The following is a 13,643-nucleotide window of genomic DNA, read 5'->3' as shown; positions in this document are numbered from 1 at the left end:
CGCCGGCGAATTTATGGGGCTGGGTTACACCTATGGCAAAAGCGATCCTGACTGACAGCAAGGTAAGGGGGCTGAAAGCCCCGAAAGGCAAGCGGTTAGAGGTTGCCGATACGCTTGTGCCTGGGCTTCGAATCCGGGTTACACCTTCGAGCAAGACTTGGGTTTTGCGCCAGCGAGCGGGCGGCAAGGTCCGCACCATGACAATCGGCCCTTTCGGCAATGACGCTGGCGAATTTACGCTGGCGGCGGCGCGGGCAAAAGCGGTCGATATGCAAGCCACGATTGCGGCGGGCGCTGTCATCGCACCTGCCAATGTTCGGCGAGCAAATGAGGGCGGCGAGCGGATGGCGGATGTGATCGACACCTATATGACGCGCGGCACCGGGCGGGTGAAAAACCCCGACAGCTATCGCTGGATGTTCGACAAGTATGTGATCCCGCACTTTGGCGATTGGCAGCTTGAGGCGATCAAGCGGCGCGATCTGGCGGACTATCTCGACACCATTGCGGACAGGCACGGCATGACGACCTCGCGGCGGGTTGGCGGGCTGCTCAAGCGGCTTTTCAAGTTTGCAGTCTCGCGCGACATAATCGAGGCCGATCCGGCGGCGGCGCTTATCCTGCCGGGGGCCGAGGTGCAGCGCGAGCGGACTTTGACCGAGGCCGAATTGCGGGCGCTTTGGGTTGCGACCGATCCGGCGAGCCGAGGCAATGAGCGCAACAAGGCGGGCAGGTTGGCGGCGCATCCGTCAATGTTCCCTTGGGGTGCATACTTCCGGTTGCTACTGCTCACGGGGCAGCGCCGTGGGGAGGTCGCTGGGATGCGTTGGGCTGACATTGATCTGAAGGCCCGCACTTGGTCGCTCGCATCGACTGCGACTAAATCGGCAAGGGCACACCTAGTCCCCCTTCCCCCCGCTGCTGTGGCGCTGCTGGAGGCCTTGCCGCGCCTGTCCGCTACCGTGGACGGGAAAGACGTTCCTTCGCCTTATGTGCTCACGACAAACGGCGCTGCGCCGATCTCGATGTTCAGCAAGCCGAAGGGCTGGCTAGACGCCGCGATGCGCAAGGCGCTGGGCGACGATCTGGACCACTGGCGGATTCACGATCTACGGCGCACTGTTAGCACTGGGCTGGCGCGGCTAGGCGTTGAGCCGTTTGTGCGGCGGCGCGTCTTGAACCATGCCTTGCAGGGCGTGGACGCGATTTATGACCAATTCGACTATCTCGAACCCAAGCGGGCCGCGCTCGACCTTTGGGCGGCGGAGGTTGACCGGATCGTGAACGGCGAACCAAAGGCCGCGAATGTCATAAAGCTGGAGCGCGAAGCATGATTAGGTCAGGCTTTTCCCTCGTCGATCTAGACGAGAAAACCGTTGCCGCGCTGCGAGTACGCGCTCCACAGATGCCTACTGAGGGCTTTCACTATGCTGTCTCTCGTTTCATTGCGCCTGCCGAAAACGTCACGCCAAAACAGGTAAGGGACGAACTCGGCGGCAAGGACTCGACCTCGAAGCTGGAGGGAATTCCTGAACTAGCAGCGCAATTGCAGTCGGCGCTTAATAAGCGAGGTTTGGCCGCAAGCGAATTGCTGACCATGAACGAGCATAAGCATGGCGTGGCGGGGCTGACTAAGCGCCTAGAGCGCGACCTGCGCGAATTCTTGGATCTTTGCGAGATGGCGAGGAGAGAGGCCGCTGCGGCAGTCCGCCCGGGCCGGAAAGTTGATGCCAATACCGAGCTTGTGCGCGATCTGGCGCGCGCATTGCGGCTTGAGGGCGCGGAGCCTGATGCGTCACAGGCTGGACCGTTAGTGCAGGCCTTCGACCTTGCCCATCGCGTCGCGCGTCAAAAGGGCTTGGATTGTGTAGCGCCAGCTGATTGCGCCGACACCGTCGCGAAGGCTTTGAGGGTGCTGGGGAAGGAATAGGCCAGAAAATAGAGCTATTCATTCCGGCGCATCTTGATGCGCGCCGCCTGAATGTGTGTATTTCAGTTGCCACCTGAAATTTCACGAGGTGGCAAATGATCCTTCCCCCTAAACAAGTTGAGGCCGAAACCGGGCTTTCCAACACCACGATCTGGCGGATGCAGCGCCGGGGCGACTTTCCCGCATATGTTCGCCTGTCCCCGCGCCGCGTGGGTCTCCCCGTCGAACGCTTGGCCGAATGGCTGGCGGAGCGGGAGAACGCGTGATGCAGAAACGCCGCCCCGTGAACGGGAGCGGCGCTGTTCTGCTGGCAGGCTTTGAACACGTCTCTCCTACCAAAACCCGCGAAAAACTCAAGGCCAATCAGGCCATGCGCGACCGTCTCGAAGCCTTGACTTGGGGCTGGAAACTGGGGGTGCGCTGATGGCTGACGTTTTACCTTTTCCCGCTCCTTCCGGCCCGCGTCTCCACGTTCGCCGCGCTGAATACGACCGCGATTGCTGGAGCGTCGTTTACGAAACCGCCTGCGGCTATTGCTCGGGGATGCTTGAGGGCTTTGAAAGCCGCGAGGAAGCCACTCGTTGGGCACTCGGCGCGCTTGAAGCTTACCCCGGCTCTAAGCTGGGCGAGGTGGAACTATGAACGCGCGGACGACGACCCTCGCCGCTATGTGGGCTGAACCCATAAGGCAGAACTGGAGCTGCTTTCCGATCCCGCGCGGCGAGAAGGCCGCGAGGGCGAAATGGGAGCGCTGGCAGACCGAGCGCCCAGACGCCGCTACGGTTGAGGGCTGGGCACGCCGCGATAGCAATATCGCAATCGTCACCGGCGCAATCTCTGGCCTGCTGGTGCTCGACTTGGACAGCGCCGAAGCGGTGGCCGAGGCCGAAAAACTTGGCTTGCCTGACACGATCCGTGCCAGCACCGCGAAGGGGCAGCACGTCTATTTCCGGCACCCTGGCGGCACCGTCAAAAACCGCGCTGGGTTTAAGCCGGGTTGGGATATCCGCTGCGACGGCGGTTACGTGGTGGGACCGGGGAGCCTCCACCCGAGCGGCACTGAATACACCTGGCACAACCCGCCGGGCCTGTTTGACCTCGCACCCCCGCCCCAATGGCTGCTCGACCTGATCGCCAAGCCTGCCGAGGGGAACGGCGCGGGCAGCGGTGGCGGCAGTCACCCCTACGCTCTGGCCGCGCTTGACGACGAGTGCGAGGCTATCCGCAAAGCACCGAACGGCGCGCAGGAAAGCACGCTGAACGCGGCTGCGCTGAAGGTCGGCCATTACGTCGGCGGGCGTTGTCTTGACCACCAGACGGCCCGCAATCGCCTGCTGAGTGCTGCGCTGGCGATGCCTTCGCACGATCCGCGCGACCCTTGGACGGTCGAAGGCCTTAGCGAGAAGATCGACCGCGCTTTGCGCGATGGCATGGCCGAGCCGAAAACCCCGCCCGAGCGGATGCGGTTCGCTGATACGCCGCGCCATGATTCCGAGACGGGCGAGGTTCACGATGGCGCCGGTGGTGTCTCCCTCGACAGCTTCCGCGCTTTCATGCCGATGCATAGCTACATCTTCGCCCCGACCGGCGAAATGTGGCCCGCCACAAGTGTCAATTCGCGCATTCAGCCGATCCCGCTGGCAAATCGCAACGGCGAGCCAATCCTCGACAAGGACGGGAAACCGCGCACGCAAAAGGCGAATGCGTGGCTCGACGAGAACCGCCCGGTCGAGCAAATGACGTGGGCACCGGGCTTGCCGCAGGTGATCGAAAATCGCCTTGTTTCGGATGGCGGCTGGATCGAGCGGGGCGGGTGCAACGTCTTCAATCTCTATCGCCCGCCGCTGCCGATCGCGGGAGACGAGACTAAAGCGCAACCCTGGCTCGAACACGTGGCCCGCGTCTATCCCGGCGACGCTGGCCATATCATCCGCTGGCTCGCTCACCGCGTGCAGCGCCCGCAAGAGAAGATCAATCACGCGCTGGTCCTGGGCGGTTCGCAGGGTATCGGTAAAGACACGATCCTTGAGGGAGTGAAGGCGGCAATCGGGCCTTGGAACTTTGCCGAGGTTTCGCCGCAGCCCATGCTTGGCCGGTTCAACGGCTTTGTGAAGTCCGTGATTTTGCGGGTGAGCGAGGCGCGCGACCTGGGGGACGTGGATCGCTTCGCCTTTTACGACCACATGAAGACCTATACCGCTGCGCCGCCTGACGTGCTGCGCGTAGATGAGAAGCACCTGCGCGAATATTCCGTCTTCAACGTCTGCGGCGTGATCGTCACGACCAACCACAAGACGGACGGAATTTACCTGCCCGCCGATGACCGTAGGCATTATGTCGCTTGGTCGCCCGCCAGCCGCGAGGAATTCAGCGAGGACTACTGGTCCGAACTGTGGGGCTGGTATCAGTCGGGCGGGCTGGGGCACGTCGCCGCCTACCTGCGCGACCTCGACCTTTCGGATTTCAACGCGAAGGCCCCGCCGGCCAAGACCGCCGCGTTCTGGGATATCGTCAGCGCCAACGCGACCCCCGAGGATGCTGAACTCGCCGACGCGCTCGACCATCTTGGCTCGCCCGATGCCGTGACCATAGCGGCAATCGCCGATGCCGCCGAACCCGCTTTCCGCGAATACCTGATCGACCGCCGCAATAGCCGCAAGATTCCCCATCGCCTGGAGGAATGCGGTTACGTCGCCGTCCGAAACCCTCACGCAAAAGACGGGCTGTGGAAGGTCAGCGGCAAACGCTGCGCGATCTATGCCCGCCACGACCTCGCAGTGAGGGACCAGCACCTCGCCGCAAAGGCGCTCGCAGGGGAGCGTTACCGATGATTCCGGTCAGTCTGGTCAGTGCAGTCAGTGATCCGCCATTGCACTCCTTTTACCCATACAAAGGAAAAACAATGACTTACATTTTTCGCAAAATACGCGTGCGCGAGGAAATGGAGTGCAGTGCAAAATCACTGACTGCACTGACCACGCTGACCGGGTGGCCCTGCGAACTCGACCACGACTGGACCGCCCAACACCCGCGCAGGCCGCGCAAGGGGGAGGGGCGGGTCAGATCGCCGCAGCAAAGGCGTGAAGGACCGGGGTGGGGCCAATGTGCGCCTATCCGCAATTGGAAACATGGGGGCGGCAATGACTAAGCGCCCTTGGGATCATGGCGGCAGGACCCGCCAACAACGCGGCTACGGCGCAGCGCACGACCGAATGCGAAGACACCTGATGGAGACCGTCGTTCTCTGCGAGCATTGCTTAGCCAAAGGCAGGACGACCGTTGGCACGCACGCCGATCATATCATCCCGCTGGCGAAGGGCGGGACAAGCGACCGCGACAATTATCAGCTCTTATGCCGACCATGCCACGGGCTCAAATCCCTCAAAGATCGGGGCGGCACCGCAAGACCGAAACTCAAATTTGCTGCCGATGGGTGGCCTATTGAAGAAGGAAACGAAGACCATGACTGAAGAAGAAATCCGCGCAATCGTTCGGGACGAATTGGAAGCCGAATGCTTGAAGGTTGGCGGGCTGTATGACTCGACCCGCAACACCGCCTTCAAGGTCGTGCAGGGCGCGACGGACCTGATCGCAAAACAGATGCTCGCAATGTTCGAGGGATCGAAGCGCGGCCCGAATTAGGGGCAAGGGGCGGGTCGGATTTCCATGCCTTCGCGCTTTTCGGACCGCCGCCCCCCCGTTCTCAATCGCTAAACCAGTTTTTCGCCCGCGCGCACGCGCAAGCGCGCGAGGCAACATAAGGACAATTACAATGAGGCCTGAGACCGATGAACAATTCGCTATAGCCGCAAAGGCCCTAGCTGGAACTCACATCGACCGCTTCGCCCGCATGGGCATGTCGCCCGACGAAATCGCTAATCTTTTCGGAGCGGCGGCGGCTGAAGTCCTGGCGCAGCAACTAGGCCCGTTCGGCGCGGTCGAGCGACTGCGCGACATTGCCGACCGCTGTGAACAACAAACCTTTGGCGACATGGGGCTTGATTGACTTATGGCCCGCGATCTGCTAGCGCCACCCTCATCCGGCGTAAATGCCGAGGCCCGCAGGAGCTCCCTTCCTGCTTCCCACGACAACGGGACGGCCTTGGCTACGCTTTTGCTCCGTCCCGCAACACAGGACTTGAGCAAATGAAAACTGCAAAACTGATCGAACTGGAGCGCAAGAGCGCCGACCTTCGCGCCGCTTGCCGCGATGCCCTGCACGCCATTGGCGAAGGCATTGAAAGCAACACGGTTGATGAGCAGCGCAAGCTGGAGCGCGAGCACGACAAGCTGATGAACGAATGGGAGCTTGTGCAACTCGACATTGCAGACGAGCGAGCCAATGCGACCGATGCCGAGGCGCGCGAAGCTCGTCGCCCTGGCGCAAGCGGAACCGCGTTCGGCACCGACGACGGCAGCGCCAGTTACGGCGACAGCTACGACTGGACCGACAAGCGCGGCAATCCCGTGCGCGTGGTTGGTCGCGGCGGCTCGATTAGCGAGCGCAGGCACACCGGGCCGAGCGTTGGCGACCTGATCCGCGCCAAGATTGCAGGACCGCGAAACGAAGCCGAGGAGCGCGCACTTAGCGAGGGTACTGACAGCGCGGGCGGCTATACCGTTCCGACACCGTTGGCTTCCGACTTCATCGACCTGATGCGGGCGCGCTCCGTTGCGATCCGTGCGGGCGCGATGACCGTTCCCATGGATAGCGCAAGCCTCTCCATGGCCCGCCTTGCAAGCGATCCGACCGTGGCATGGCGCGCCGAGAATGCCGCGATTGCCGAGGGCGATCCGACCTTTGAGCGCGTGCTGTTCGAGGCAAAGACCATCGCGGGCAAGGTTACGCTCTCGCGCGAACTTGCCGACGATAGCATCAACATCGGGCGAATGATCCAGACCGCGCTGGCGGGCGCTATGGCGGTCGAACTCGACAAGGCCGCGATCTACGGCGACGGGACGAGCGACGCTCCGACCGGCGTTTGGCATACGAGCGGGATCAATGCCGTGAGCATGGGCACGAACGGCGCTGCCTTCACGGCGGGCTATGACGAGATTCTAGACGCTATTCTGGAACTCAAGAACGATAACGCAGCAGACCCAACTGCGATGATTGCCAACCCGCGAACGGAGATTGCTCTAGCCAAGCTCAAGGATGCCGACAGCAACCCGCTTACGGTTCCGGGGCTTGTGTCGCGCATTCCGCTGCTTTCGACGACCAGCGCGCCTGTGGACGAAACCGAGGGCACGGCAACCAACGCTTCGAGCATTGTCCTGGGCGACTTCACGCAACTCATGATCGGGATGCGGCAGCAACTCGAAATCCGCGTTTTCGATCACACCATGACGAGCAACGGGCAACTGACCGTGCTGGCTTGGATGCGCGCCGATACGCAGCTCGCACAGCCCAAATCGTTCGCGAAACTGACCGGGATCATCCCGGCGTAAGGGCTTCTGGGGGCGTGTCGTTTGACCGCGCTGCGCCCCCAGCATGGGCGGGAGAGGGGGAGCGGTCCCCCCTTCGAGGGTGCCCCTCTCCCGTTTTTCGTAATTGAGTAGAAGGAGGTTTTTGTGACTGAATTTTTTGTTTTGATAGTGGCGGTTGCGTCGCTGATCGCATCAGTAATTGTTCACGTAGACGTAAGAACTGAGCTTTTGCGCCGGAAAGTTGAGTTGCTTGATGAGAAAGTCAGCCTCAGCCACCGAGGCGATGATGCGCCTTCAATATAGATAGAGAAGTGCTTTTCCTCCCCTGCCAACACTCTCCAATCGGGGCGAATATCGTCAGAAAACTGAAAGGCCTCCGTAGGCTCTAATTCATCCCAGGGAGTAGTGGGAAGGATCTTCTCGCAGATCCTCGCTTTTCCTTCAACCTTCTCGACTCTTAAGTCTTCGGTGAAGCGGTTAACAACGGTGAGTTGGCAACACAGCCCTCCATCCCCTTGGCTCCAGCTTGTGCGAAGTATTGGCATGGCATTTCGCAGCTTATCGCGACGGATCGACCATCGGGTCCAAACGCTGACGCCAAGCGCACCCAATGAGATAGCGAGAGATGCATACTGGAAAAGTGTTTCTGACGGGGGAAGAAGCATAATTTAGCCAATCACTCGATTGAATTAACAATCATGCGTAATGCGACCCCCATCATCTTACCGCTCGGTATAAGCGGCACAGCCCGCTTGGATCGTCGAGCACGATACATTCACGCCATCGGCATAGACAATACTAAGGTTCGGTTATAGCGATCTTTGCTTACTCGCGGCGCTATCGAGCGGCTGACAGTCACGGCGGCATGAGGGTGGACACACTCCCCACATGGCCGGATGAGGTTGGCGCGGCGATTGCGCTGCGAGCGATGCGGGAAGAAGCCTTCTCGGGTGGGTCCGGGGTTTGGATGATTCGGGTGCAGTGCGGTAACTTCGCGGATAAACTTAGAAGGAGCCCCGGGCTGTGTGGCCGTTCAAGACAGGAAGAAAAGGGATGGGCGGGTTCATCGGCCAGGCCGGGCTTGCTGACTGGTGGCTTGGTGAATTCGACGATGCCGAGCGGGCGCATATCTTGGCGACGTTTCAGCCCATGGGCGCGAGCGATGGCGCGGCGATACTTGTTAAAGGAGAAAGCGGCGGCGCGGATAACGACCCGAGCAACTTGCTTTCCAGTTTGGCGGGTTGGTTCAAGCGTGAGTCTGATCGCTCGATTGGATATAGAATCATCGACAAGGCCGAGGAATTGCTCGCGACTTCGCCTAGCATCCTGACAAAGCACTTTACCTATCAGGCCAAGGCTCAAGTCTATTACAGATGGCGCGATGTTGACAGTTTCGCGCTCGACCGCGCCGAGAAGGCTTGCCGGGATCAAATTGCCCTTGCTCCGATGGCCGCCAAAGAATTCTTGGGGGAGGGGCCGCGCCCGATCATCGAAATTGATTGGCTGAACGATGGTGAGGATGAAATTGAGCGAAAGGTCGAACTCATTAAGAAAGACGAGGCCACGGCCAGCGGGGACGTTCTAGGATTTTTGCCCTCTCACCACGGCTATAGGCAGCTTGCGATAATTCTCGAAAAGCGCGGCGACTATCGGGACGCGCTCGCCCTTAGCGAGCAAGCCAAAGGGCAGGGCTGGAAGGGCGATTGGGATTCGCGGATAACGCGACTGACAAAGAAACTCGCAAAGGGATCGCCATAGAGCGACCCGCTAGGCCGATCCGGGAGGGCGCGTCATGCAGGTGGCGCGCCTTTTCTTTAGCGGCGGGTGTAACCCAAGGTGTAACCCAAGCCCCTGTTTCTGTCTCGCTTGTTCGCCTAAACCCTTGTTTTTATGGTCGGGGAGACTGGATTCGAACCAGCGACCCTCTGCTCCCAAAGCAGATGCGCTACCAGGCTGCGCTACTCCCCGATCATCTTGCGTCCCGCCGCCGCGCCCGGTGGGCCCGGCAGGATTCGAACCCGCGACCTAGCCGTTATGAGCGGCCAGCTCTAACCGCTGAGCTACAGGCCCGTCCCGATGGCGGCGGCAGGACCGCATCGCCCTAGCTTGGCGGGCCTCGCGAAACAAGCGGATTGGAGCGCGATCTGAAGTGCCCGCGCTCACCCCCGCGCGGCGGCGAGGATGTCGGCCACGCACGCCGAGCGTACGCCCAGCGCGTCGAGCCGCGCATAGACCGTGCGCAGCCAGTCATGGAGCGCGGCGACGTCCTCCGTGCTGCGCACGTAAGGTGTATGGCCGGGCGCGAGGCTGGGGCTGTGGAAGGAGAGCACAAGCAGCGGCAGGTCCGCCTTCACCGCCGCATCGATCCCGCGCAGCGCCTCTGCCTTGTCGACGCCTTCGGGCGTCAGGGCTATCCGCTCGAGCAGGCGCGCCCGCGCGAGCAGGCCGGGCAGGCGAGGCACCCTTTCGGCGAAGAGCGAAAGGCGCGGCGCGAAGCGCGAGAGCGCTCCCGCATGGACGGTGGTGACGGGCAATTCGAGCAGGCCGCGCCCGGCGTCCATCCACCACGGATGGGCCGGGTGGTGGCGGTAATCAGGGCCCCCATCCGCGCGGTAATCGAACAGCGGGCGCATCGAGCTGTCGATCGCGATCCCGTGTTCGGCCAGCATCGCGGCGCTGTTCGGTCCGAAGCCATAACGGCCCGCGCGGTAGATCGCAGGGGCGACCCCGAATGCCTCCTCGATCCGCGCCTTGAGCCGGCCGAACTTCTCCGCCTCGAGCGCGCGGGGCAGGTTGCCGGCATAGGAATTGCGTGCGCTGACCGCTTCCTCGAAGGGCGGGTTGACCCAGGGATGGAGGTGGATGCCGATATCCGCGCGGCCCGCCCGCGCGGCCTCGCCCAGCACTTCTATCGCGACCGGGTCGTGCGCGATCGGCCAGTCGATCAGCCACACCGGATGCGCGCCGATGCCCTCGCACAGCGCCTGAAAGCCGGAGAAGGTGTGGGTGTGGCTCGTCCCGGTCGCTTCCCGCGAAAATGGGGCGGACCAGTCGAATTCCTCCTCGGTATCGATCGTCAGAAGCACGCGACGGCCGAATTCCGGCGCGAACCGGGCGCGCTCGCCCGGAGGGACAATGTCGCCGAGCGGGCCGGATGCGGCAGAGCCGGAACGAGGGGGCGGGGCGTGATACATGGCGCGCGGCACTGGCGGATAAGCCCTAGGAGAGCTTTCCGCCCGCCTCCTCGCGCGGTTCGTGCGGCGTGTCCTGCGCCTTCGTCTCGTCCCTGTCTTCGGCCGCCTCCTCGGCGAGCAGCGGCAGCGTCAGTACCACTTCCTCGTCGCTCCGGACGAGGTCGCCATCGGCCGCACGTGCCTCCGCCCGCGCGAGGCGCAGCGAAAAGCCAGCACCGAACAGTCCGGTGTTGATTGCGCTGCCGATCGGCCGCGCTTCGGCGGCGAAGATGTCCTCCTCGGCCAGCAGCTGTGCCGGAAGCTCGCAGGTCAGCCGGGCGATGCCGAGCGGTTTTCCGCTTCCCCCGCGCGCATCCTCGGCGAAGACCGGCGTGAGCGAGGCGGTCAGCATCTCGCCGGCCGCGCAGCCCCCGCCGAGCGTCGCGAGCAGCCGCCATAGCAGCGCATCTGTCTCATCGGGGTCGAGCGTGACGAGGATCGGGCGATCGGCCGGCGGATCGAACTCGATCCCCGACAGGCGCGGCCCCAGAACCTGCGCGAGCTGCGCAACCGTCCGGGTAGCGGCGCCGGCGAGGTCGGTCTGGCCGCGCGCGATCTCGCTCGTCCCGCCTTCGAGCCGGGCCAGCCGGTCGAGTTCGGCAAACCCTGCAAGGATGCGCGCCGCATCGGCGGCAATAGCGGCAGCGAGCGCGCGATATTCGTGCGGGGCAGGGCCGAAAAGCTGCTGCTGGATGACTTCGGCATAGCCTTGAACGGCGGTGATGGGCGTGCGCAATTCGTGGAGCAGCTGGCGGATGCGGTCGGCTTCGCGCGCTGCGGGAGAGGGGCTCTGCGGGGTATCGACCGGGCGGCGGAAACGCCCGACATAGCCTGCGAAAACCCCGTCATCGGTAAACCGGGGCCGCGCATCCACCACCCATGCCCCGCTGATCGCGGGCGCGCCCGACAATTCGGCGGCGGCGTGGCTTATCGGCTGCCTGCGGGCGAAGGCGCGTTCGAGCGGACCTGCCTCGCCCCCGTTGCCTCCGGCCGCGCCGAGCAGTGTCTTGCGCCGCACCAGCCGCGCACCGACCACCATCGGGGCGATGTCGGGTTCGGCCCATTCGATCCGCCCCGCGCTGTCTGCGGCAAAGCCGAATGCGGCGACCGGCCGCTGCGAGGGCCGGTCCTCGTCGGGCAGGTCGAGCGGCAGGCCGGGCGAAGGATCGTGTTCCTGCGGCGCAGCCTCGCGCTCGCGCTTGAAACGGGCGATGCGTTCGACCAGCGCGGAGATCTCGCTGCGGCCGGGATCGGTGTCGTTGGACGCCGGTTCGTACGAGGTCCGGGGCGGGGGTTCGACGCGCTCCCCTCCCGGTGCGACAGGCTGCGATTCGGTTTCGCGCCGGGCCGCACTACCCCCGGGGCTCGGCAGGCCGCGATCGTGGATTCCCAACAGTTCGAGCAGAGCCTCGACATCGAGCGGCAGATCGCGGCGCAGGCGCAGGAAACCGCGCGCGCGGATCGGCAGACGCGGGATGAGCGCGTTCCAGTCCTCCGCTGCAAGCTCCGCCTTGGTGAGCGCGGCGGAGGCGACTTCGGGTTCGAAATCGGCGAGGTGCGCTGCCAGTTCGGCGCTGCGCAGCCGCCAGCCCGGCTCGCGCACGATCCGGGCACGTTCCTGTGCGGGGATGACATCGGCGAGCGCGTCCATCCGCAGCCATGCCGCCGCAAGCAGGCTGTGATCGCGCCCGTCGTCCTCGAATCGGCGCCGATTGCCGAGGATGTCGAGCAATTGCCTGAACTGCGTGCGCTGGCTCGTCTCGCTGGAGACGCGCTGACGCAGCACCGTTGCAAGGCGATCGTCGAAGAACATGGCACTCCCAAGGGTTGCGGCCGGGCCGCGGACGAAGACTGGCAAGTTTCCCCGCCCGGCACGCAGCGCGGCCGGCCGAGTCCTACCAGCATTGCGCCCTTGTCACAGGAGACCCTGAACAGCGCGTTGCAAAGCGGGACAATTGCTGCCAAGGATAATAATATTAGCCGTGCGTGCCTCTGTGCCGCATGTTCTTACTCACCTTTGTTAATGCGTAAGCGGCCGAGGGGAGCGGCCTTCCAGCGCACCGGGAGCACCATCCACATGGCCAATCTGGACGAAATCGACAAACGCCTGCTTGCCGAACTGCAGGCCGAGGGGCGGGTCACGAATGTCGAACTCGCGCAGCGCGTCGGGCTGACCGCGCCGCCATGCCTGCGTCGTGTGCGCGGGCTCGAGGAAGAAGGCGTGATTCGCGGCTACCATGCCGATCTCGATCCGTCGAAGCTTGGCTTTGCCATCACCGTTTTCGCCATGGTCAGCCTCAAGAGCCAGGCCGAAGCCAGCTTGCGCGAATTCGAGGACCACATGCGCGAACTGCCCGAGGTTCGCGAATGCCACATGCTCAACGGCGAAATCGACTTCATCCTCAAGATCGTTTCGCAGGACCTGCAGAGCTTCCAGGAATTCCTCACGGGCAAGCTCACGCCTGCGCCGAATGTCGAAAGCGTGAAGACCTCGCTGACGATCCGCACTTCGAAGCACGAGCCGGGCGTCCCGCTCTGAGCAATTGCGTCGGGCGGGCGGCGCGACTTTGCGCGCCGCGCGTGCTATGCATCGCGAAATCGCCGCTCGAGGTGTTCGCGAATGCAGGACATGCCCCCGCCCAAAGCTCCGGTCGAAATCACGGTGCGTGCCCCGTCCGACTCGATCGCCGACAATCCGCGTGTCGCCTTGCGCCCGCCGGACGATCCGGTGGAGCAGCATGCCCCGATGACCGAGCGAGAGGACGGCAGCCTCGTGATCGACCTGACCGCCCTCGCACCGCCGCCCCCTGACGAGTGCATCGAGCAGGAAATCGACCCGTTTGATCCCGAGATCATCGTCTGCCGCCAGACCGCGCCTTCGCCGCGCATCGGCCAGGATGCCCTGCCCGAGATCGACGATTTCGGAAACGCGATCCCGCGCGCACGCCTCAGGCTTTCCGACACGGCCACACTCGAGGCGAACACGATCAGCAAGGGCGTCGGCGGGGTAAACGCCAATGGCGGGGAAGTGCGGCTCAAGATCGACTTCTGAA

General features: G+C 63.4%; 16 protein-coding genes and 2 tRNA genes. 14 read left to right on the top strand and 4 right to left on the bottom strand.

From position 1 onward, the window contains the following. Positions 1–32: 32 nt before the first annotated feature. The 12 genes from Ga0102493_RS10090 to Ga0102493_RS10060 all read left to right on the top strand — a co-directional run bounded on the left by Ga0102493_RS10090 (position 33) and on the right by Ga0102493_RS10060 (position 9,115). Entirely contained in the window at positions 33–1,334 is a 1,302-nt protein-coding gene (locus Ga0102493_RS10090) for a tyrosine-type recombinase/integrase (protein ID WP_034900759.1), read from the top strand. Then, a complete protein-coding gene (locus Ga0102493_RS10085; RefSeq protein ID WP_034900761.1) occupies positions 1,331–1,930 on the top strand; it encodes a hypothetical protein in 600 nt (199 codons plus the stop codon). Before Ga0102493_RS10090 ends, Ga0102493_RS10085 begins: the two co-directional genes overlap by 4 nt. A gap of 95 nt (positions 1,931–2,025) precedes the next feature. Then, on the top strand, positions 2,026–2,196 hold the full coding sequence (locus Ga0102493_RS15745) for a helix-turn-helix transcriptional regulator (protein WP_081845510.1): 171 nt from the start codon (positions 2,026–2,028) through the stop codon (positions 2,194–2,196). Next, positions 2,196–2,354, top strand: coding sequence for a hypothetical protein (locus Ga0102493_RS16145; RefSeq protein ID WP_161490057.1), 159 nt, complete (start codon positions 2,196–2,198; stop codon positions 2,352–2,354). Before Ga0102493_RS15745 ends, Ga0102493_RS16145 begins: the two co-directional genes overlap by 1 nt. Continuing rightward, on the top strand, positions 2,354–2,572 hold the full coding sequence (locus Ga0102493_RS15940) for a hypothetical protein (protein ID WP_150132453.1): 219 nt from the start codon (positions 2,354–2,356) through the stop codon (positions 2,570–2,572). Before Ga0102493_RS16145 ends, Ga0102493_RS15940 begins: the two co-directional genes overlap by 1 nt. Beyond that, positions 2,569–4,761, top strand: a complete 2,193-nt coding sequence (locus tag Ga0102493_RS10080) for a bifunctional DNA primase/polymerase (protein ID WP_069297504.1) — start codon at positions 2,569–2,571, stop codon at positions 4,759–4,761. The genes Ga0102493_RS15940 and Ga0102493_RS10080 overlap by 4 nt, the downstream gene beginning before the upstream one ends. 297 nt (positions 4,762–5,058) lie before the next feature. After that, complete coding sequence (locus tag Ga0102493_RS16620; RefSeq protein ID WP_081845511.1) at positions 5,059–5,400, top strand: HNH endonuclease; 342 nt, start codon at positions 5,059–5,061, stop codon at positions 5,398–5,400. Beyond that, positions 5,393–5,572: a hypothetical protein gene (locus Ga0102493_RS16615; protein ID WP_034900763.1), complete on the top strand. Its 180-nt coding sequence runs from the start codon at positions 5,393–5,395 to the stop codon at positions 5,570–5,572. Before Ga0102493_RS16620 ends, Ga0102493_RS16615 begins: the two co-directional genes overlap by 8 nt. 130 nt (positions 5,573–5,702) lie before the next feature. Further along, the gene (locus tag Ga0102493_RS10070; protein WP_034900766.1) at positions 5,703–5,936 is read left to right on the top strand and encodes a hypothetical protein; all 234 of its coding nucleotides are present in this window, start codon (positions 5,703–5,705) and stop codon (positions 5,934–5,936) included. Beyond that, positions 5,933–7,378, top strand: coding sequence for a phage major capsid protein (locus Ga0102493_RS10065; protein ID WP_150132452.1), 1,446 nt, complete (start codon positions 5,933–5,935; stop codon positions 7,376–7,378). Before Ga0102493_RS10070 ends, Ga0102493_RS10065 begins: the two co-directional genes overlap by 4 nt. A 123-nt stretch (positions 7,379–7,501) precedes the next feature. Continuing rightward, positions 7,502–7,660, top strand: a complete 159-nt coding sequence (locus tag Ga0102493_RS16140) for a hypothetical protein (protein WP_161490055.1) — start codon at positions 7,502–7,504, stop codon at positions 7,658–7,660. Positions 7,661–8,410: 750 nt separating this feature from the next. Beyond that, positions 8,411–9,115 carry a hypothetical protein gene (locus Ga0102493_RS10060; protein WP_034900768.1) on the top strand — a complete coding sequence of 235 codons (705 nt, stop codon included), beginning with the start codon at positions 8,411–8,413 and terminating at the stop codon, positions 9,113–9,115. 133 nt (positions 9,116–9,248) lie between these two features. Here Ga0102493_RS10060 and Ga0102493_RS10055 read toward each other — a convergent pair. The 4 genes from Ga0102493_RS10055 to Ga0102493_RS10040 all read right to left on the bottom strand — a co-directional run bounded on the left by Ga0102493_RS10055 (position 9,249) and on the right by Ga0102493_RS10040 (position 12,403). Then, positions 9,249–9,325, bottom strand: a tRNA-Pro gene (locus Ga0102493_RS10055). Positions 9,326–9,354: 29 nt separating this feature from the next. Beyond that, a tRNA-Ile gene (locus Ga0102493_RS10050) sits at positions 9,355–9,427 on the bottom strand. Between the two features lie 89 nt (positions 9,428–9,516). Next, positions 9,517–10,563 (bottom strand): polysaccharide deacetylase family protein, encoded by a 1,047-nt coding sequence (locus tag Ga0102493_RS10045; protein WP_236922198.1) that lies wholly within the window; start codon positions 10,561–10,563, stop codon positions 9,517–9,519. A 13-nt stretch (positions 10,564–10,576) separates the two neighbouring features. Beyond that, positions 10,577–12,403, bottom strand: coding sequence for a histidine kinase dimerization/phospho-acceptor domain-containing protein (locus tag Ga0102493_RS10040; RefSeq protein WP_051697516.1), 1,827 nt, complete (start codon positions 12,401–12,403; stop codon positions 10,577–10,579). A 264-nt stretch (positions 12,404–12,667) separates the two neighbouring features. On the opposite strand from Ga0102493_RS10040, the gene Ga0102493_RS10035 reads away from it, so the two are divergent. Together Ga0102493_RS10035 and Ga0102493_RS10030 are read left to right on the top strand one after the other, a co-directional pair. Next, complete coding sequence (locus tag Ga0102493_RS10035; RefSeq protein ID WP_034900770.1) at positions 12,668–13,129, top strand: Lrp/AsnC family transcriptional regulator; 462 nt, start codon at positions 12,668–12,670, stop codon at positions 13,127–13,129. A gap of 81 nt (positions 13,130–13,210) precedes the next feature. Continuing rightward, a complete protein-coding gene (locus tag Ga0102493_RS10030) occupies positions 13,211–13,642 on the top strand; it encodes a hypothetical protein (RefSeq protein WP_034900772.1) in 432 nt (143 codons plus the stop codon). Position 13,643: the final 1 nt, after the last annotated feature.

Origin of the sequence: Erythrobacter litoralis (genome assembly GCF_001719165.1) — a bacterium.
GTDB classification, from domain to species: domain Bacteria; phylum Pseudomonadota; class Alphaproteobacteria; order Sphingomonadales; family Sphingomonadaceae; genus Erythrobacter; species Erythrobacter litoralis.
This window is presented reverse-complemented; position numbering and strand designations above follow the sequence as displayed.